This window comes from Methylobacterium sp. Leaf469, from assembly GCF_001424745.1.
Classification (GTDB): Bacteria; Pseudomonadota; Alphaproteobacteria; order Rhizobiales; family Beijerinckiaceae; genus Methylobacterium.
Genome location: NZ_LMRE01000034.1, coordinates 114,454 through 134,508 on the forward strand (window position 1 = coordinate 114,454; position 20,055 = coordinate 134,508).

The 20,055-nt window shown below is 70.6% G+C and carries 14 protein-coding genes; 2 read left to right on the forward strand and 12 right to left on the reverse strand.

Features of this window, described 5'->3' with window-relative positions; genetic code table 11:
- Positions 1-129: 129 nt before the first annotated feature.
- The 10 genes from ASG60_RS14635 to ileS all read right to left on the reverse strand — a co-directional run bounded on the left by ASG60_RS14635 (position 130) and on the right by ileS (position 13,171).
- Complete coding sequence (locus tag ASG60_RS14635) at positions 130-2,052, reverse strand: KUP/HAK/KT family potassium transporter (protein WP_056386357.1); 1,923 nt, start codon at positions 2,050-2,052, stop codon at positions 130-132.
- A gap of 123 nt (positions 2,053-2,175) precedes the next feature.
- Positions 2,176-2,865, reverse strand: a complete 690-nt coding sequence (gene bioD / locus ASG60_RS14640; RefSeq protein ID WP_056386359.1) for a dethiobiotin synthase — start codon at positions 2,863-2,865, stop codon at positions 2,176-2,178.
- On the reverse strand, positions 2,862-3,635 hold the full coding sequence (locus tag ASG60_RS14645) for a ferredoxin--NADP reductase (protein WP_056176712.1): 774 nt from the start codon (positions 3,633-3,635) through the stop codon (positions 2,862-2,864). The genes bioD and ASG60_RS14645 overlap by 4 nt, the downstream gene beginning before the upstream one ends.
- A 178-nt stretch (positions 3,636-3,813) precedes the next feature.
- Positions 3,814-4,749: a ring-cleaving dioxygenase gene (locus tag ASG60_RS14650; protein ID WP_056386362.1), complete on the reverse strand. Its 936-nt coding sequence runs from the start codon at positions 4,747-4,749 to the stop codon at positions 3,814-3,816.
- Positions 4,750-5,138: 389 nt separating this feature from the next.
- Positions 5,139-5,738 carry a HupE/UreJ family protein gene (locus ASG60_RS14655; protein ID WP_056176706.1) on the reverse strand — a complete coding sequence of 200 codons (600 nt, stop codon included), beginning with the start codon at positions 5,736-5,738 and terminating at the stop codon, positions 5,139-5,141.
- 64 nt (positions 5,739-5,802) lie between these two features.
- A complete protein-coding gene (locus ASG60_RS14660; RefSeq protein ID WP_082483910.1) occupies positions 5,803-7,098 on the reverse strand; it encodes a pitrilysin family protein in 1,296 nt (431 codons plus the stop codon).
- A gap of 76 nt (positions 7,099-7,174) precedes the next feature.
- Positions 7,175-8,566 carry a pitrilysin family protein gene (locus ASG60_RS14665; RefSeq protein ID WP_056386364.1) on the reverse strand — a complete coding sequence of 464 codons (1,392 nt, stop codon included), beginning with the start codon at positions 8,564-8,566 and terminating at the stop codon, positions 7,175-7,177.
- A gap of 127 nt (positions 8,567-8,693) precedes the next feature.
- On the reverse strand, positions 8,694-9,341 hold the full coding sequence (locus ASG60_RS14670; protein ID WP_056386366.1) for a hypothetical protein: 648 nt from the start codon (positions 9,339-9,341) through the stop codon (positions 8,694-8,696).
- Between the two features lie 229 nt (positions 9,342-9,570).
- Positions 9,571-10,131, reverse strand: a complete 561-nt coding sequence (gene lspA, locus ASG60_RS14675) for a signal peptidase II (RefSeq protein WP_082531791.1) — start codon at positions 10,129-10,131, stop codon at positions 9,571-9,573.
- A gap of 64 nt (positions 10,132-10,195) precedes the next feature.
- The gene (gene ileS, locus ASG60_RS14680; protein WP_056386368.1) at positions 10,196-13,171 is read right to left on the reverse strand and encodes an isoleucine--tRNA ligase; all 2,976 of its coding nucleotides are present in this window, start codon (positions 13,169-13,171) and stop codon (positions 10,196-10,198) included.
- 328 nt (positions 13,172-13,499) lie between these two features.
- On the opposite strand from ileS, the gene ASG60_RS14685 reads away from it, so the two are divergent.
- A complete protein-coding gene (locus ASG60_RS14685; protein ID WP_056176693.1) occupies positions 13,500-13,760 on the forward strand; it encodes a hypothetical protein in 261 nt (86 codons plus the stop codon).
- Here the strand turns inward: ASG60_RS14685 and ASG60_RS14690 are convergent.
- Positions 13,751-14,638, reverse strand: a complete 888-nt coding sequence (locus ASG60_RS14690; protein WP_056176690.1) for a DMT family transporter — start codon at positions 14,636-14,638, stop codon at positions 13,751-13,753. The genes ASG60_RS14685 and ASG60_RS14690 overlap by 10 nt on opposite strands.
- Positions 14,639-14,739: 101 nt before the next feature.
- Positions 14,740-16,371 (reverse strand): alpha-D-glucose phosphate-specific phosphoglucomutase, encoded by a 1,632-nt coding sequence (locus ASG60_RS14695; protein WP_056386715.1) that lies wholly within the window; start codon positions 16,369-16,371, stop codon positions 14,740-14,742.
- A 211-nt stretch (positions 16,372-16,582) separates the two neighbouring features.
- Between ASG60_RS14695 and ASG60_RS14700 the strand changes: the two genes are divergently transcribed.
- Positions 16,583-19,867 (forward strand): DEAD/DEAH box helicase, encoded by a 3,285-nt coding sequence (locus ASG60_RS14700; protein WP_056386370.1) that lies wholly within the window; start codon positions 16,583-16,585, stop codon positions 19,865-19,867.
- Positions 19,868-20,055 lie beyond the last annotated feature (188 nt).

The following is a 20,055-nucleotide window of genomic DNA, read 5'->3' on the forward strand; positions in this document are numbered from 1 at the left end:
TTCTTCTTGCGGCCCTTGGCGGCGCCTCGCAAGGGCACGAACCCGTGCCCGCCGCGGCGGTGCCCCTGCTTCGGCGCAAATCCCTGGCGCGCAGCTTCGATTCTCATCGCCCCTCGACCGGGCGCCGCATCAGATCTCGATCTCGGTCCCGACTTCCACGAGCTGGCGGGTCGGCACGCAGAAATGCGCGCCCGTGCGCTCGGCGTTGCGCAGGAGGAACGCGAACAGGCCCTCGCGCCAATCGGCCATGCCGCGATGGTCGCTCTTCGGGATGATGGTCTCGTGGCCGATGAAGATCGTGAGATCCTCCACCCATTCGGCCGGCAGCTTGCCGGCCTCGACGGCGCAGGCCAGCCCCTCGGGGATCGACGCATCCTCCATGAAGCCGTACCGCAGGGTCAGCCGGGTGATGTCCGGCGTCACTGCCGAGACCTCGGCCCGCCCGTCGCGGGGCACCACCGGCGCCTCCTCGTAGAGGGCGGTGATGATGAGGATGCGCTTGTGCAGGGCGTGGGACCGCTCGACGAAGCGGGACATGTGGAGCGGGATGCCGCTCGTCGCCGAGGACAGGAAGGCGGCGCGGCCCGGCAGGATGAGCGGGGGATCGCGGCGCAGCTGCTCAAGGAACTCGGCCTCGGGCTGGCGCAGATGGACCCGCGCCGCCTCCACCAGTTGGGTGCCCTTGCGCCAGGTCAGCATCAGGAACGCGACGAGGCCGGCCAGTAGGAGCGGAAACCAGCCGCCCTCGAACAGCTTCACGCTGTTGGCGCTGAGGAACACGAGATCGATGGCGAGGAAGAACCCGTTGACGGCGAAGACCGCCACGGGGTTGTAGCCCCACTTCAACGCCACGAGGGCGGCCAGCAGGGTGGTGATGGCCATGAGCGAGGACACGGCGATGCCGTAGGCCCCCGCCAGGGCATCGGACGAGCCGAAGATCAGCACGGCGCTGATGGTGGCGGCCGCGAGCAGCCAGTTCACCACCGGCACGTAGATCTGCCCGCGCTCGTGCCGGGCGGTGTGCACCACCCGCATGGGCGGCAGGAACCCGAGCTGGATCGATTGCTGGGTCAGTGAGAACGCGCCCGAGATGATCGCCTGCGAGGCGATGACGGTGGCGAGCGTCGCGAGCCCGATGAGCGGATAATGCGCCCAGTCGGGGGCAAGCCGGTAGAACGGGTTCTCGAGGGCGTCGGGCTCGGCGAGCAGGAGCGCGCCCTGCCCGAAATAGTGGATCACCAGGGCCGGCAGCACGAGGCCGAACCACGAGACCCGGATCGGGCCGGCGCCGAAATGCCCGAGATCGGCGTACATCGCCTCGCCGCCGGTCACCGCCAGGAACGCCGCGCCCAGCATGGCGAAGCTGACGTGCCAGCCGGCATGCAGCAGGAAATCGACGGCGCGCAGGGGGTTCACCGCGCCGAGGATCTGCGGCGCGTGCACGATGCCGCCGAGTCCCATCAGCGCGAGGACGAGGAACCAGACCAGCATGACGGGCCCGAAGATGCGCCCGATGAAGGCCACCCCCTTGCTCTGGACGAGGAACAGCCCGACCAGGATCGCCAGGGTGATGGGGACGACGAAGCGCGACAGGCCGGGCGCATCGACCTTCAGGCCCTCGACGGCGCTCAGCACCGAGATGGCCGGCGTGATCGCCCCATCGCCATACAGAAGCGCCGCGCCGACGAGGCCGACGACGAGGAGCACGCCGGCCCACGAGCCCGGTTTCGCGTGGCGCGCCCCGAGGAGCGCCAGCATGGCGACGATGCCGCCCTCGCCCCGGTTGTCGGCCCGCAGGATCAACACCGCGTACTTGATGGAGACGATGAGGATCAGCGCCCACAGGATCAGCGACACCGCGCCCGTGACGGCGATGGGGGTCGGCGGGGCGCCGGCGCTCGCCGCCCGCACCGCCTCCTTGAAGGCGTAGAGCGGGCTCGTGCCGATATCGCCGTAGACGATGCCGAGGGCGCCGACGAGCGCGGCCGGGCGCGCGAGCCCCGCCTGCCCCGTCCGGGTCCGATCTCGCGACCGGGTCTGATCTTGGGACAAGTTCGGATCTCCGGCAGGGCGCCTCGGCGACGCCTCTTCCCCGCCGAGGTAGGAGGATCGAGGGCCTGCGTCCAGGGATGAGAGCGAGCATCCGGACGTGTCACGCAGGTCCGGCTGAGCCTCTTACGCGTCCGTTCGGATCAGCGCGGCGAGATCGTCGGAACAGATGCCACCGCGCGCGATTCCGTGGACCGGAACGGCGACGCGCCGGCGGATGGCGGACGCCACCGTCTCCAGACCCGTCGGGGCGTCCGGACTCTCGCACACGACGACCCCGCGCAAGGCCACCCCATGGCCGCGCAGGGTCTCGGCGGCCGTCAGGGCATGACTGATGGCGCCGAGATAGGAGCCGGAGACGAGGAGGGCGGGTACGGACAGGGCCTTGAGCCAGTCGAGACCGGTGTGGTCGTCCGTCACCGGACTCATGAGGCCGCCGACGCCCTCGATCAGCAGTGTCGTGCCCGGCGGCGCCGCGCTCATCTCGGTCCGGCACCAGGCGACGAGATCGGCCAGGGCCAGGGTCCGGCCTTCGCGCGCGGCGGCGAGATCGGGGGCGAGGGGCGCGGTGAAGCGCCAGGGCGAGCAGGCGGCGACGCTGCCGGGCGTGAGGCCGAGCCCCTGCGCCTCCAGGAGGATCGCCGTGTCGCTTTGCCGAAACGCCGGATCATCGACGGGCGGCACCCCGCTCGCCACGGGCTTGAGGGTGCGGATTCCGTGCCCCTGCGCCCGCAGGCACCGGGTCAGGGCCGCGGTGACGTAGGTCTTGCCGATCTCGGTCCCGGCGCCGGCGACGAAGACGGCGCGGCCGCTCACTTCTCCACGAACGCTTTCTCGATGACGTAGTGGCCGGCCTCGCCGTGATTGCCCTCCTCGTAGCCCCCATCGGTGAGGAGCTGGCGGGTGTCGCGGATCATGTCGGGCGAGCCGCAGAGCATGAAGCGGTCGTTCTCCACCGACATCGGCGGCAGGCCGATATCCTCGAACAGCTTGCCGGAGGTCATCAGGTCGGTGATGCGGCCGCGGTTGCGGAAAGGCTCGCGCGTCACCGTCGGATAGTAGATCAGACCGGCGCTGATCACCTCGCCGAGGAACTCGTGGTTCGGCAGATCCTGCGTGATGGTCTCGCCGTAGGCGAGTTCCTGGACCTGCCGACAGCCGTGAACGAGGACGACCTTCTCGAAGCGCTCGTAGGTCTCCGGGTCCTTGATGATCGACATGAACGGGGCGAGCCCGGTGCCGGTGCCGAGCAGGTAGAGATTCTTGCCCGGCATCAGGTTGTCGAGCACCAGGGTGCCGGTGGGCTTCTTGCCGACGATGATCGGGTCGCCGACCTTGAGGTGCTGCAGCTTCGAGGTGAGCGGGCCGTTCGGCACCTTGATGGAGAAGAACTCCAGCTCCTCCTCGTAATTGGCCGACACGACGCTGTAGGCGCGCAGCAGCGGACGGCCCTCGACCTCGAGGCCCATCATCACGAACTCGCCGTTGCGGAAGCGGAAGGCGGGATCACGGGTGGTGCGGAAGGAGAACAGGGTGTCCGTCCAGTGGTGGACGGAGAGCACGCGCTCCTCGTTGAACTTACTCATCGCCGGGTCCGTCTCGAATCTCGAAGCTTTGCGGGGTCTTCTCGCACCTGCGGCGCCCGCGTCAAGACGGTCCGGGCGCGCAGGTGCCCCGCACCACCCGGGTGCGGACAGTTTGGCTGCAACCGTTTGGAATCGCTCTGAATTAATCCAAAGGCTCCGGATGCGCCCGGGTGCCGGGTCAGAGCGGCTTCAGCCCCGCCTCGATCTCGGCGCGGCGCCCTTCGAGGAAGGGCGGCAGTGCCAGATGCTGCCCCAGGGTCTCCAGGGGCTCGTCGGCGGTGAAGCCGGGGCCGTCCGTGGCGATCTCGAACAGGATGCCGTTGGGCTCGCGGAAATACAGGCTCTGGAAATAGAACCGGTCGATGGGGCCGCTCGTCGGCATGCGCTTCAGCTTCAGGCGGTCGGCCCAGGCTGCGTAATCCGCATCCGGGATCCGGAAGGCGACGTGGTGGACGCTGCCCGCACCCTGGCGCGCGGGCGGCAGGTCCGGCTGCGACAGGAGGTGGAGTTCGGCGGCCGGTCCCCCCTCCCCCATGCGCCAGACACGGACGGCGCCCTCCGGCAGTTCGTAGGTGCGGTCGTGACTCATCCCCAGAACGTCGGCCAGCACCGCTTCCGTGCGCTCGCCCTGTGCCACGGTGAAGCGGATCGGGCCGAGGCCGCGGATCTGGTGCTCGGCCGGCACGGGGCTGTGCTCCCAGGGGTGGGCCGGGCCCTCGCCGCCATCATCGACGAGCAGGAAGCGCTGCCCCTCCGCGTCCTCGAAATCGAGGCTAAGGCGCCCGTCGCGCTCCACCGGCACCGCATGGGCGACGCCCTGCCGGGCGAGGTGCGCACGCCACCATTCGACCGATGCCGTCCCTGCCACGCGCAGGCCCGTGCGGGTGATGCTGTTGGTGCCGCGCCGCTCGGGCGCCGCCGGCCAATCGAAGAAGGTCAGGTCCGTGCCGGGCGACGCGAGGCCGTCGGCGTAGAACAGGTGGTAGGCCGAGACGTCGTCTTGGTTCACCGTCTTCTTCACCAGCCGCAGGCCCAGCGTCCGGGTGTAGAACGCCGCGTTGTCGGCGGCTCGCGCCGTGACGGCGGTGAGGTGGTGGATTCCGGTGAGTTGCATCGGGCGGGTCCGGCCTGTGGCGCGAGGAGAGTTGGGGATCAGATGGGGCCGGCCGCCGCGAATGACAAAGCCGCGGGGTGGCCTGGACGGCGATCCCCTTATCTCGGCTGGTGGGCGATCCCATCCTCTGGAACCCGCGCCACGCCTGTGCTGGCAGCGGATCCCGCGGGATCCGGCGCGAACCCACGGAACGGCACGACTTCGCACAGGCAGAACCGGCACAGGCACAGCATCTCACATCTACGACCCCGCACAGGCGCGACCACCGGCTCGCTCCCATATCGCCGGGAAGCCTGCTGTTCCACGGGAGGCTGGCGGCGCCCGGCAAGACCCGTTCAGGGGGCGCGCCGAAGCGGATTCCCTGGCCGTGATTCCGTGGTGTAGCGCCCTCAGAACGCCCCGACGAGGAGACCCAGGCCAGCGGCGGCAAGGCCTGCCCCGGCAACCCGAAGCGCCGGGCGAGTCTTATGGTGCGTGACCGTAAAGCCGAGGCCGAGCCCGGCGGCATGGAGAAGCGCGGTGGCGATGAGGAAGCCGAGGCCGTAGGCCAGCCCCGAGGCGGCGCCGGGCATCTCGGCCCCGTGCGCGAAACCGTGAAACACCGCGAACGCCCCAACCAGCGCCATGGCGCCAGCGACGGGCGGCACGGCGCCCAGGGCCAGGACCGCCCCAAGGACGACGACCGAGAGGGCGATGCCGGTCTCCACGTAGGGAAGGCTCAGGCCGGCGGCACCGGCCGCGCCGCCGACCGCCATCATGGCGAGGAACGCCGCCGGCACGAGGAGGCATGCCCGCCCGCCGATCCGCGCCGCGATGAGCCCTACGGCCACCATGGCGAGGACATGGTCGAGGCCGCCGAGGGGATGGAGGAAGCCCTGCTGCAGGGTCGTCGCCTCGTGCCCCGGATGAGCCAGGGCGGGTGTGGCGATCACCAGGGCCAGGGGTAGGATCGCCGCGCGGGCGAAGAGCGTCGGCAGGGCAAAGAGCATCGCGGATCCGGGGAGCAGTGGCAGGCGAGCGCAGTGTAGCAACCGCCATGCCTCCGGCGCCATCCTAGAAGTCTGTAGGCCGGCCGGCGGCCACGACCAGCATCTTTCCGTCGGCGAAGGTGCGTGCGCCGGCGCGGCGGATGTCCGCCTGGGTCACGTTGGCGACGAGGTCGTTGCGGCGGGCGATATAGTCCATGCCCAAGCCCTCGAAGGCGATCTGGGCGAGCTGGTGGGCGATCTTCGTCGAGGTGTCGAAGCCCAGCGCGTAGGAGCCGGTGAGGTAATCCTTGGCCTTCTGCAATTCCTCGTCGGACGGCCCCTCGGCGATGAGCCGGCCGATCTCGTCGCCGATCACCGACAGGGCCTCGGCCACGCGCTCGTTCTTGGTGGCGGTGTAGCCCCAGGTCATGGCGGAAGCGCGGTGGCTGACGAGGGAGGTGCCCACCGAATAGGCGAGGCCGCGCTTCTCGCGCACTTCCTGGAACAGGCGGGAGGTGAAGGAGCCGCCGCCGAGGATATGGTTCAGCACGTAGGCCGGGATGAAGTCGGGGTCGCGCCACGGTACGCCGCCCATGCCGAAGCGCAGGACCGATTGCGGCACGTCGATATCGACGACGTGGCGCTGGCCGAGGTTCTGCACCTCGGTCTGCGGCACCGCCGTGAGGGGCTCGGCGAGATCGAGACGGCCGAAGGCACGCTCCAGGGCATCGGCGAGGCGCGCGGCGTCGATGGCGCCCACTGCCGCGACCTTCACGGCGCCGCGGCCGACGAGCTTGCGGTGCATGGCCACGAGGTCGTCGCGGGTAATGGCGGCGATGCTCTCGGCCGTGCCGGAGGACGGCCGGGCGTAGGGATGGCCGCGATAAGCCTCGGCGAAGAAGCGGCGCGAGGCCATCACGCCGGGGTCGTTCTGCTGGTAGCGCAGGCCGGCGAGGGTCTGGGCCCGCACGCGCTCGATGGCGTCGGGGTCGAGGCGGGGCTTCGCCAGCGCCAGGGCCAGGAGGTCGATGGCCTCGTCGGCGTGCTTGACCAGCATCTTGAGGGAGCCGCCCAGCGCATCGGCCCCAGCATGGAACGACAGCTCGATGGCACGCGCCGCGAGGCGCTCCTGGAACGCATCGGAGACGAGGTCCCCGGCGCCCTCGTCGAGGAGGCGGGCCAGCATCTGGGCGACGCCGGCCTTGCCCTCCGGGTCCTGGGCCGCGCCGCCCTCGAAGGTGAAGGCGATGGCGATGAGCGGCACCACCTGGGATTCGACGTGCCAGGCCTCGATGCCGGCGGCGGTGGCGACGGGCACGGCCTGCGTCGGCGAGTTGGCCGAGCGGATGGCGGTGTCGACCAGTTGGGGAGCCATGGTCATGGAAACCTCGTTGTGCTGGGTCGGGCCCGGCGCGCGCGTCGCGCCACGGCCCTGAAATCCGGGCGGGACGCCTTGTTCAGGCGTCGGCGTCGCGGGACTCGGTATCGCGGGACTTGGTGAGATAGCCGGTGACGGAACGCTGCGGGACGAGGTAGCGCTCGGCCACCGCCGCGAGGCGGGCCTGGGTCACGCCCTCGATGTCGGACGGCCAGCGGCGCACCTCCTCGATGGTCTCGCCGATGGCGAGCGCCGAGCCGTAGATGCGAGCGAGCGACGACTGGCTGTCCGACGAATAGACCGTCTCGGCCACGAGGCGGGTCTTGGCCCGCTCGATGGCCTCGGGGGTGAGGGCCTCGGACGGCGCGCGCCGCAGGACGCGGTCGACCTCCTCCTCGAGCTTCTCCAGGCTGATCCCCTCGGCGGGGATGGCGTAGACGGAGAAGCGGGTGTCGTCGATGGCCGAGCCCATGTACCAGGCGCCGGCATTCACGGCGACGCCGAGCTCCATGACGAGCTTGCGGTAGAGGTAGGACGTCGAGCCGCCGCCCATCACCTCGGCGAGCAGTTCGAGGGCGTGGCACTCGCCGTCACGCGCCGTGATGCAGGACGGCGTGAGGTAGAGCCGCTGCAGGGTCGGCTGCTCGACCTTGGGGTCGGCGACGGCGAGACGGCGGAGCGCCTTCGGCTCGGGCTCCCGGGCCCGCACCCGCACGGGCCGGGCGCCCTGGGGCGTGACGCGGCCATAGGTCTTGTCGGCCATGCGGCGGACGTCATCGGGCGTCACGTCGCCGGCCACCACCAGGATGGCGTTCTCGGGGGTGTAGAAGCGCTTGTAATAGTCGAGGGCGTGGGTGCGGTTCAGGTCCTCGATCTCGTGCATCCAGCCGATGATCGGCGTGCCGTAGGGGTGGTGCACGAACAGGGAGGCGGCCATGGCCTCGGAGAGCTGGGCGGAGGGGTCGGTCTCGACCCGCATGCGGCGCTCTTCCAGCACCACGTCGCGCTCCGGCGCGACCACGGCGTCGTCGAGGACGAGGCCGGTCATGCGGTCGGCCTCGAACGCCATCATGGTCTCGAGGTGATCGCGGGCCACGCGCTGGAAATAGGCGGTGTAGTCGTAGCTGGTGAAGGCGTTCTCCTGGCCGCCGAGGCCGGAGACTGCTTTCGAGAACGCACCCACGGGATGCCGCTCGGTGCCCTTGAACATCAGGTGCTCGAGAAAGTGGGCGATGCCGGACTGACCCAACGGGTCATCGGCCGAACCGTTGCGGTACCACACCATGTGGGTGACCACGGGGGCGCGGTGATCGGGCACCACGACGACGTCGAGGCCGTTGTCGAGGGTGAAGGCGCCGACATCGGGACCGCCGGCCTCCGAGCGCCCGAACGGGGCGGCTTCGGCACGGCCCGCGCTGGCATGGCGGCGGGTGGGACCGAGGAGGGGCACGTCCTTCCGGAACAGATGCATCGAAGAGCTTTCCTTCAGCGTTCGGTCCGCACGGAACCGTCCGTCTCGTTGCGCGTCACACGGGGTTCAGGCACCCGCCGCAACGGCGGGGCCAGTCCCATGGGCCGGCCAGTGGCCGGCGCGAAATTCAGTTCCGGCTACGGATATAGGCACCCGGATCGGCTTCCTCACGCTCGCGCGAGGGATTGTTGACGGGGTCGCCGTTCGTCTTGGCGACCTTGCGGGGGGGCTTGCGGTAGCCGGTGGGCGGATCGGTCAGCACGTCGCGGTCCGGCTCCGCCAGGGACGGCTCGGCCACCGCGTCGGACCGCAGGCCGAAGGGGTTCGACCAGAACGAGTTGCGGTCGGCGGTCTCGCCCTCGGGCCGGCCCGCCTCCGTCCGTACCTGCGCGTCGGCGCGGCGTCCGCCGCGCATCTCGTCGATGGACAGGGTCACGTTGTTGTCGTCCATGCGCCCCTGCGCACCGCGCACGATGGGCTTGCGCGCCTCGACGCGCTCACGCTCGCGCTGGGCGATCTCGGGGTCCTTGGGCCATTGCGGCGAGGCTTCCGCCTTGCGCGGCTGCGGCAGGGCCTTGCCGTCGAGCTTCGGCGGCATCACCAGGGGTGCGCGCTCGCGATAGGTGATGGCCGGCTTCTCGGGCTCGATCAGGCCGATGTTGCTGAGCGCATCCCGCATGAACACGCCCTGCTGCGCCTGCGCGCCGCCGACGCTCGCGCTGAAGCCTACCAGGATGCCCGTCACGGAGTAGAGGAACCCGCGCTGTCCGATCATGCCGCCCCCGATGCCTGCCCGGTCTTCGCGCCCCGTGTCCGGGCTCGAATGGTCGCGTTCAAGGAGCGATCCTGATCCGGCCTCGAACGCCTGATCCCGGTTTCGGGCGATCGTATGGCGCCTTAACCGCAGGGCGCCAGTCTCGGGCCCTCGACCATCCCCCAACGATCCCCGATGTGGTTTACACATCACACAGTCGGAGATGTTGCCGGGTGGTGGAACGCCGGCCTTAAGGGTGCGGCGTGGTGGTCCCGTTGGGGGGCGTGGTCTCGTTGGGGATCGTGGTCTTGTCGGAGGCTTTGGTGTTGCTGGGGGCCTCGCCGCGCAGGTCCGGCAGCAGGCTGTCGAGGACGAGGCCGACGACGCCCGCGACGATGGCCGCGTCGGCCACGTTGAAGACGTACCAGGACCAGGTGCGCCAGTGCAGGTGTACGAAGTCGAACACCGCCCCGTACATGGCCCGGTCGATGGCGTTGCCGATGGCGCCCCCGGCGACGAGGCCGAGGGACAGGGCCAGCAGCCGGGTCTGGGTCCGGGACATCCACACCACGAGGCCCGCAGCCGCCACGACCGAGACGGCGACGAGGAGCCAGCGGCCGATCCCGCCATCCTGTTGGAACAGCCCGTAGGACACGCCCCGGTTCCACACCACGAGGAACTCGGCGAACGGCGCCACCCGCCAGGGCTGCGTCAGCACCAGATCGGTGCCGAGATAGAGCCAGAGCTTCGACGCCTGATCGAGGCCCAGGGTGGCGAGGAGCCCGAGGAGGCCGAGGCGGAACGGGGTCATGGTCGGCTCCGCCGCGGCGTTCGCCCCCGTTGTGGGGACGTGAGGGTCGATGATCGTCGTGGCCTCACGCGGCGGTGCCGTGGGCGGCATCCCATTCGCGCAGGGCCTGGGCGTCGCGCGGCGTCACGTCGGGATAGGCCGCATCGGTGCCGACATCCGGGGCGACCCGCCAGGACCGGGCGCATTTGCGCCCCTCCGCCAGGGCCGGGACCACGGCGACGCCGCGAACGTCGTCGAGGCGGAAGGCGTCGGACGGGCCCTCGCCCGACGCGATGCGGATGTCGGAGGTGATGCACACCTGCGCAAAATCGACCCCGTCGAGGGCGGCCAGCAGGTCCGCGTCGGCCACGTACACCGTCGGCGCGGCTTCCAGGCTCGCCCCGATGCGCTTGGCGGCGCGCTCGATCTCCAGGGCGCCGGTGACGACCCGGCGCACGCGGCGCACCTTGTGCCAGCGCGCGGCCAGGGCTTCGTCGCGCCACGCGGACGGTGTTTCCGGCAGGGTCTGAAGATGCACGGAGCCGGTCTCCGAGGGATACCGGTCGAGCCACGCCTCCTCCGCCGTGAAGGCGAGGACGGGGCTGAGCCAGATGGTGCAGCGCCGGAGCGTCTCGTCGATGACCTGCAGGGCGGCGCGCCGGACGGGCGACGAGATCGGGTCGCAGTAGAGCGCGTCCTTGCGCACGTCGAAGTAGAACGCCGAGAGGTCGCCGGTCATGAAGCCGTTGAGCAGGGCCACGACGCGCTTGAGGTCGAAGCTCGCGTAGGCCTCGCGGATCTCGCCATCGAGTTCCGACAGGCGGTGCCGGATCAGACGCTCGAGTTCGGGCAGCTCGGCGTGCGGGATCTCGGGGCCGGGCTCGAAATGCGCGAGAGAGCCGAGCATCCAGCGAAGCGAGTTGCGCAGCTTGCGGTAGGTCTCGGCGAAGGTCTTGATGATCTCGGGGCCGATGCGGAGATCGTCCGTATAGTCGGACGCCGCCACCCACAGGCGCAGGATGTCGGCGCCGGAATCCTTGATGATGTTCTGGGGCGCGACGACGTTGCCCTTTGACTTCGACATCTTCAACCCCTTGGGGTCGAGGACGAACCCGTGGGTGAGAACGATGTCGTAGGGCGCACGGCCGCGCGTGCCCGAGGATTCGAGCAGGGAGGACTGGAACCAGCCGCGATGCTGGTCGGAGCCTTCGAGATACATCACCGTGTCGGCGCCGCCGTCGCGCTTGCGCACCACGCCGGCCAAGCCCGGAAACTGTTCGGGATCGTCGAGCACGAAGGCGTGGGTCGAGCCGGAATCGAACCACACGTCGAGAACGTCCGTGACTTTTTCGTAGTTCGCCGGATCGTGGTCGGGCGCGAGGAAGCGGGCGCCGTCCGCATCGGTGAACCAAGCATCCGCGCCTTCCGCCTCGAAGGCCGCGACGATGCGGGCGTTCACGCGCTCGTCGCGCAGGACCTCATGGGTGCCCTTCTTCACGAACACCGTGATGGGCACGCCCCAGGCGCGCTGGCGCGACACCACCCAATCGGGGCGGTTGCCGACCATGCCGTTGATGCGGTTCTTTCCTTGTGGCGGCACCCACTGGGTGTCGTCGATGGCCTGGAGGGCCGTCTCGCGCAGGGTGCGGTTGCCCAGCGACTCCACCGGCCGGTCCATGGCGATGAACCATTGCGGCGTGTTGCGGAAAATGACCGGCTTCTTCGAGCGCCAGGAATGCGGATAGCTGTGCTTGAGGGTGCCGCGCGCCACCAGGGTGCCGGCCTCCGTCAGAGCCGCGATGACCGCCTTGTTGGCGTCGCCCTTCTCGCCCTTGTGGTTAAGAACGAGTTTTCCCGTGAAACCGGGCGCGTCCCCGGTGAGGGACCCGTCGGCATCCACGGTGTAGGGGATGCGGGTGTCGATGCCGCGCTCGGCGAGCGCCCGGCCATTGGCCATCCAGACCTCGAAGTCCTCGCGGCCATGGCCCGGCGCCGTGTGGACGAAGCCGGTGCCGGCCTCGTCGGTGACATGATCGCCGTCGAGGAGCGGGACGGCGAACTCGTAGCCGGGGATATGGCCGGCGAGGGGATGCGCCAGGGTGAGGCCGGCAAGCTCCGCCGGCGTCACGTCGCGGAGGCGTTCGAAGCTCTCGACGCGCGCGGCGGCGAACACCGAACCCGCGAGGGTGTCGGCCAAGAGATAGGTATCGCCAACCTTGGCCCAGTTCTCGGCCGCCGCCGCGGTGACGCGGTAGAGGCCGTAGGCGACGCGCTTCGAGTAGGCCACGGCGCGGTTGCCCGGCATGGTCCAGGGCGTGGTGGTCCAGATCACCACGCGGGCCGAGGCGAGATCCTCCGCCGCCCCGGCAATGGGCCGGAACGCCGCGAAAATGGTGTCGCTGACCACATCCTCGTACTCGACCTCGGCCTCGGCCAAAGCCGTCTTCTCGACCACGGACCACATCACCGGCTTCGAGCCGCGATAGAGCTGGCCGGTGGTGGCGAAGGTCATCAGTTCGCGGGCGATGGTGGCTTCGGCCGGGAACGTCATGGTGGCGTAGGGATGGTCCCAGTCGCCGGTGACGCCGAGGCGCTTGAACTCGGCGCGCTGGGTGTCGAGCCATTGGCCGGCAAACGCCCGGCATTCCTGGCGGAACTCGAGGACGGGCACGTCGTCCTTGTTCCGGCCCTTGGCGCGGTAGGCTTCCTCGATCTTCCACTCGATGGGCAGGCCGTGGCAGTCCCAGCCCGGCACATAGTTGGCGTCGAAGCCGAGCGCGCCCTGCGCCCGGACGATGCAATCCTTGAGGATCTTGTTGAGGGCCGTGCCGATGTGGATGTTGCCGTTGGCGTAGGGGGGGCCATCGTGCAGCACGAATTTCGGCCGGCCGGCGGCCTGGGCCCGGATCTGCCCGTAGAGGTCCGTCGCCGCCCAGCGCTCCAGCAATACGGGCTCGCGCACGGGCAGGCCGGCCCGCATGGGAAAGTCGGTCTGCGGCAGGAACAGGGTCTTGGAATAGTCGCGGACGGGGGCGCCGGCGGACTCTGTGGGATCGCTCATGGGTCTCTGTCGGTCTGGGCGCTTCAAGCGGGGGCGGTCCGTGGGGACCGGTGGCGGAAGGGGCGATCGATAGCCCTCCCGGCCTCCGCCGAGGCGCGCGCCGCGGCGGCCCTCAGACGGAGGCCGGGCCTGTAATTCGCAGGCGGCCGGGGACTCGCACGGAGTCCGGGCCGCGCGGATCGGCCTCAGCGCACATGCGCCGGCTTCTAGCAGCGCCGGGTGCGCGAGACCAGCGAGCTTTCGCGGGGGATCGTGCCGGGGACCTTTTCCAAGCTCGGCCGTTGACAACACCCGCCGAAAGGCGATCGCATCAACGGAGAGACCCGCCATGAGACAAGCCCTGCTCGCCGCCACCCTCGTCCTGTCCGCCTTTGCCGTCTCCGGCGCCGCCGAGGCCCAGGGACTTCCGGGCGGCGTCCGCCGCGGTGCGGCCGAGGGCGACCGGGTCGCCGGACCCGTGGGCGGCATCGTCGGCGGTGCGGTCGGCGGCGCCGTCGGCACCGTGAACGGGGCACTCGGCATCGATCCTGGCCGGCGCGCCTACCGCACGCGGCTGAAGTCGCGCCGGCACCACCGCCATCACCGCTGAGGCTGCGTCCTGCGGCGGTCCTGCATGAGCAGATAGAGCCCGGAGCCCACGACGATGGACGCACCAACGAGCGTCCATCGGTTCGGCACGTCGCCGAAGACGAGGTAGCCGAGGATCACCGACCACAGGAGCTGGGTGTAGATGAAGGGCGCCAGCACGTTGGCCGGTGCCCGCGCATGGGCCAGCACGAGGAGCCAGTGCCCGAGGGTGCCGAACAGGCCGACCCCGACGAGGAGCGCCCAGGCGAGCCACGTCGCCGGTGCGGTCCAGATCCACGGCAGCAGTGGCGTCATCAGGGCGAGGCCGGCGAGCCCCGAATACACCATGGTGGTCGCCGTCGAATCGTGGGCGGCGAGCTTGCGGGTGGTGAGGATGTAGAGGGCGTAGCACAGCATGTTGCCGAGGCTCAGCAGCACCGCCGGCTGCACCGGCCCGACACCCGGCCGAACGATGACGAGCACGCCGAGAAAGCCGATGCCGATGGCGACGAGGCGCCGGGGCGAGGTCCATTCCCCCAGCACCGGCCCGGCGAGCAGGGCCACCGCCAGGGGCGCGGCGAACTGGATCGACAGGGTCTCGGCGAGTTGCAGATGGCGCAGGGCCAGGAAATTCAGGGCGGTGGAGCCGAACAACAGCAGCGAGCGCAGGATCTGCAGCCGGAGCCGGCTGGTGCGCATCACCCCCGGCGAGGTCACGGGGTTGATGACGAGGGAGATCGCCACGACGCTGACGGCGTAGCGCATGAAGGTGGTGAGCAGGGGATCGACGCCGAGGCGGGCGAGGCTTTTCGCCGATGCGTCGAGGCAGGCGAAGAACGCCAGGGTCCCGCACATCAGCGCGATGCCGACGCGCCGGCGCGCCGCTTCCTGATCCGTCACCCGCGTCTGCCCCGTCCCTGCCTGCGCCCTCCCGTACGCCACCCATCGGCTCGGGATAGGGGCCTTCGGGCACGGCTGGCATGCCATGCCCGAGGACACGATCAGGTCACGACGCTGGGGGCGTCCCGGCCGGTGAGCCGGGCGATGTCCGCGATGGCCTCGGCGGCGGCCACCGCCGAGGCCAGCACCTCGGCAACGGGGCGGTCGAGACGGTCGGGGGCGGCCTCGAATCGCTCGACATAGACCCGAAGGGTCGCCCCCGCAGTGCCGGTGCCCGACAGGCGGTAGACCACGCGCGCGTCCTCGGCGAAACCGATGCGCACGCCCTGCTGGGCCGTTACCGAGCCGTCAACGGGATCGACGTAGCGGAAGTCGTCCGCCGTCGCGACGGTCAGGTCACCGAACGTTTGCCCCGGCAGGGTACTGAGCTTGCCCCGCAAACCCTCCATCAGGGTCTTGGCGGCCTCTGCGTCGATCTCCTCATAATCGTGTCGGGTGTAGTAGTCCCGCCCGAAGCGGGCCCAGTGCGCGTGCACGAGTTCGTGGGCCGGCCGGCCCGTGGCGGCGAGTACGTTGAGCCACAGGAGCACCGCCCAGAGCCCGTCCTTCTCCCGTACGTGGTCGGAGCCGGTGCCGGCGCTCTCCTCGCCGCATAGGGTGATGCGGCCGGCATCCAGCAGGGTGCCGAAGAACTTCCAGCCGGTCGGCGTCTCGTAGGCGGGGATGCCGAGCGACGCTGCCACCCGGTCCACGGCCCGGCTCGTCGGCATGGAGCGGGCGACGCCGGCAAGGCCCGATGCGTAGCCCGGCGCCCGGTGGGCGTGGGCGGCCAGGATCGCGAGGCTGTCGCTCGGGGTCACGAACAGGCCCTGCGCCACGATCATGTTGCGGTCGCCGTCGCCGTCCGAGGCCGCGCCGAAATCCGGCGCATCGGGGCCGAGCATGAGGTCGTAGAGGTCGTCGCAATGCACCGGGTTCGGATCGGGATGATGCCCGCCGAAATCCGGCTGCGGCGTGCCGTTGACCACGGTGCCGGGCGCCGCGCCGAGTTCGCCTTCGAGGATGGCGTGGGCGTAGGGGCCCGTCACCGCGCTCATGGCGTCGAAGCGCATGCGGAAGCCGCCGGCGAACAGGGCGCGGATTGCATCGAAATCAACCAGCGTCCGCATGAGCTCGGCGTAGTCGGCCACGGGATCGAGGATGGACACGACCATGTCGCCGATGCGGGCCTCGCCGACGGCGTCGAGGTCGAGGTCCGGCACCTCGACGATGCGGTACGTGTCGATCGTGAGGGTCCGGGCGAAGATCGCCGCCGTGACGTCCTCCGGCGCCGGCCCGCCGTTGGCGGTGTTGAACTTGATGCCGAAATCGCCGTCCGGCCCGCCGGGATTGTGGCTCGCCGACAGGACGAGGCCGCCAATGGCGCCGTATTTCCGGATGACGCAGGAGGCGGCGGGCGTCGAGAGCAGGCCGCCCTGCCCCACGAGCACCCGGCTAAAGCCGTTGGCCGCCGCCATCTTCAGGGCGGTCTGCACCACCTCGCGATTGAAGAAGCGGCCGTCGCCGCCGATCACCAGGGTGGCACCGGCGCGCTCGGGGATGGCGTCGAAGATCGCCTGGACGAAGTTCTCGACGTAGCGGGGCTGACGGAACACCACGACCTTCTTGCGCAGGCCGGAGGTGCCCGGCTTCTGGTCGGGGAACGGGGTCGTCGCCACGGTGTTCGGCGTCATCGTGCTCATCTCTCCGCGCCGGCCACGGGGCCGGATCGGACGGGAGCTTAGAGCCGAACCGTTCCCGAGTTCAAAGGCCCTGCGGCACCATCGCGCGGGCCCGTCCCCGGCCTGCGGCAAACAGGGGACAACCCGATTCGATCGGGAGCCCGGCGCGGACCGGCGCGTTCCTCCAGCCCAAGGCAAGAACAACAGGGCGGACGCATCCTCGATGGCTAAGCGCAGGACCAGGACGGCCCCCGCCCACCACGATTCCGACGTCGCGCCCCTCGTCCCCACGGGCGCCCTGGCGGTGTCGCTCCTCGACCGCGAGGCCGATGCCCGGCCCCTCGTCCACATCGCCCGGGAACGCCATCGCCTCGGGGCGTTGGCCGGCATCCTGCGGGCCCTGGCGCCCGAGCGCAGCGTCGCGATCTATCCCGAATGGGATTGCCTGCCGTTCGACCGCGCCTCGCCCTCGCGCGGCACCATGGGGGCCCGCACGGGCGTCCTGCGCTGGCTCACCGACGCGAAGAACCTGCCCGACATCGTGCTCACCACCGCGCCGGCCCTGATCCAGCGGGTGCCGCCGCCGGAGACCTGGGCCGACGCCCATCTGGAGATCCGCGTCGGCGACCGCCTCGATCCGCAAGCCTTGACGACGGACCTCCAGCGCCTCGGCTACATCCTCGACGACCGGGTCGACGAGCCCGGCGAGGTGGCCGTGCGGGGACGCACCGTCGACGTGTTCCCGGCCGCCGCCGAGCGCCCATGCCGGATCGAGCACGACGACGCCCGCGTCACCGCCATCCGCTCCTACGATCCCGTGTCGCAACGGTCGCTCGCGGATGCGGCGGTCCTGGTCATCGATCCGGCGACCGAGATCGTCCTGCCCCGCGACACCGGCACGGTCCTGCGCCCGTTCACCGGCCAGGAGCACGGGCTGCCGCGCCTGTACCCGCACCTCGTCACGCCCCTCGATTACGTGCCCGGCGCCCGCCTGGTGATCGAGGCCGGAGCGCAGGACCGCGCCGCCGCGTTCTTCGAGCAGATCGCGGAAGGGCGCGAGGGTGCGGGCCGCGCCGCCCCCCTGCCCTACGACCTCTATCTCACCCCCGGCGAATGGACCGCCCTCCAGAGTGCGCGCCCCGTCGCGACCGCCTCCGCGGCGGATGCCGAGTCCATCGCCCTGCCGACCTTCGTCACGAAGGCGCGGCCCGGCCCGGCCTTCGCCGAAGCGTTGCGCGGCCACGTCGCGGCGGGGGAGCGGGTGCTGCTCACGGGCCCGGCCGAGGCCCTGCCCCGCCTCGTGCGTGCCGCCGAGAAGGCGCTGTCCCGCAAGGCCCGCAAGGCGGCGAGCTGGTCCGATGTGAGTGACGCCCCGGCCGGCGACCTGCTCGTCCTGGCCGCCCCCATCGAGGCCGGGTTCCGCGTGCCCGACCAGGGCATCGCCGTGATCGCGGCGGCCGATCTCTTCGGTAGTCGCGCGATGACCGCGAGCGGCGGGCAGGCCGCGATCCTCCCCATGGGCGAGGTCGACCTGCGTGTGGGCGACGTCGCCGTCGACCGGGACAATGGCCTGTGCGTGTTCGAGGGTCTGGAATCCGTCGGCACGGGCGAGGGCACGGAGGACGCCCTGCGCCTGCGGTTCGCGGGCGACACCGTCCTGATGGTGCCGGTGAGCCAGGCCGACCGCATCTGGCGCTATGGCTCCGAGCCCGACGCCGTGACCCTCGACCGCCTCGACGGCGGCTCGTGGGGGCGCCGGCGCCTCGAAACCGAGGCGACCCTCGCCAAGGCCGCGCGCCAGATGCTGAAGGATGCCGAGGCGCGCGGCGCCGTCACGGCTCCGGTGCTGGCCCCACCCGAGCGCGAGATGGAGCGCTTCGCCGCCGGCTTCGGCTTCAACCTCACGCCCGATCAGGCCAGCGCCGTCGAGGGCGCGCTCGCCGACCTCGCCTCGGGCCGCCCCATGGACCGGCTCGTTTGCGGCGATGTCGGCTTCGGCAAGACCGAGGTGGCCTTGCGCGCCGTGGCGGCCGCCCTGTTTTCCGGCAAGCAGGTCGCCGTCGTGGCCCCCACCACCGTATTGGTGCGCCAGCACGTCCAGACCTTCCAGCGCCGCTTCGCTCGCTTCGGCATCGAGGTCGCCCATCTGTCGCGGCTCGTCTCCCCGGCGGAAGCCAAGCGGGTGAAGGCGGGGCTCGCCTCCGGCGCCATCCGCCTCGTCGTCGGCACGCAGGGTCTGGCCGCCAAGGGCGTCGCCTTCGCCGATCTCGGCCTCATGGTCATCGACGAGGAGCAGCGCTTCGGGGCCAAGCTCAAGCAGAGCCTCCGCCAGGCGGCCGGCGACGGCCACGTGATGACCCTCACGGCGACCCCGATCCCCCGCACCCTGCAATCGGCCCTCGTCGGCCTGCAATCGCTGAGCGTCATCGCGACCCCGCCGAGCGTGCGCCAGCCCATCCGCACCGTGCTCATGCCGTTCGACGACGGCGCCGTGCGGGCCGCGCTGATGCGCGAGCACCGGCGCGGCGGCCAGAGCTTCGTCGTGTGCCCGCGCGTCGAGGACATCGCCCCCATGGCCAGGCGTCTCGCCGCCCTGGTGCCCGAACTCGAGACCCTGGTCGCCCACGGCGACCTCAAGGCCGCCGAGATGGACGACGTCATGGTCCGTTTCGCCGACGGCGAAGGCGACGTGCTGCTCGCCACCAGCATCATCGAGAGCGGCCTCGACGTTCCGCGCGCCAACACGATGCTGGTGTGGGAGGCCGAACGCTTCGGGCTGGCCCAGCTCCATCAGCTCCGCGGCCGGGTCGGGCGCGGGCAGCGGCGCGGGGTGGCCTACCTTCTGAGCCGGCCCGAGAAGCCCCTGACCCCGGCGACGGAGAAGCGCCTGCGCACCCTGGAGGCCCTCGACCGCCTGGGAGCGGGCTTCGCCATCAGCGCCCGAGACCTCGATCTGCGCGGGGCCGGCGACCTCGTCGGCGAGAACCAGGCCGGGCACGTGAAGCTCATCGGACTCGGCCTCTACCAGCATCTGCTCCAGCTCGCCCTGCGGGCCGCCAAAGGCGAAACCGCCGAGGATTGGACGCCCGAGATCCGCCTCGGACTCACCGGCAGCGTGCCGGCCGACTACGTGCCGGAACCCGAGCTGCGCCTAAGCCTCTACACTCGGCTCCTGCGCCTGCGGTCCCTCGAAGAGGTGGAGGCCCTGCGCGGCGAGGTCGAGGACCGGTTCGGCCCCCTGCCCGCGGCGGTGGACGATCTCTTCACCCTCGCCCGGCTGCGGGTCGGCTGCTGTGCCCTCGGGATCGCGCGGCTCAGCGGCGGTCCCCAGGGACTGGCGGCCGACCTCCATGCGGATGCCCCAGCCCTGCTCGTGCCCGTGGCCGAAGACTTGATGCGCAAGGATCGCCGGGTTCTGCTGCGTCGCGGGAGCGAATGCGCAGCCGAGCGCGGTCGCCTCGCCATCGGCTTCCTCGAACGCCTTGGAGAGACGCGTCAGCGCGGTTGAATACCCAACGGTTGCGTCAGCCGGGCGATTGCCTGTGATCCCACCGCCACGGTTGTCGAAAGACGATCGGGGAGGTCTTGCATGGCGGCGGGCCGGGGCTTAGCGGTGCTCGATAAGCCGTTGAAAAACAACAGTTTATCATAATTCTAAACAACACGCTGTGCCCTCCCGCGCGCCCTCAGGCGCAC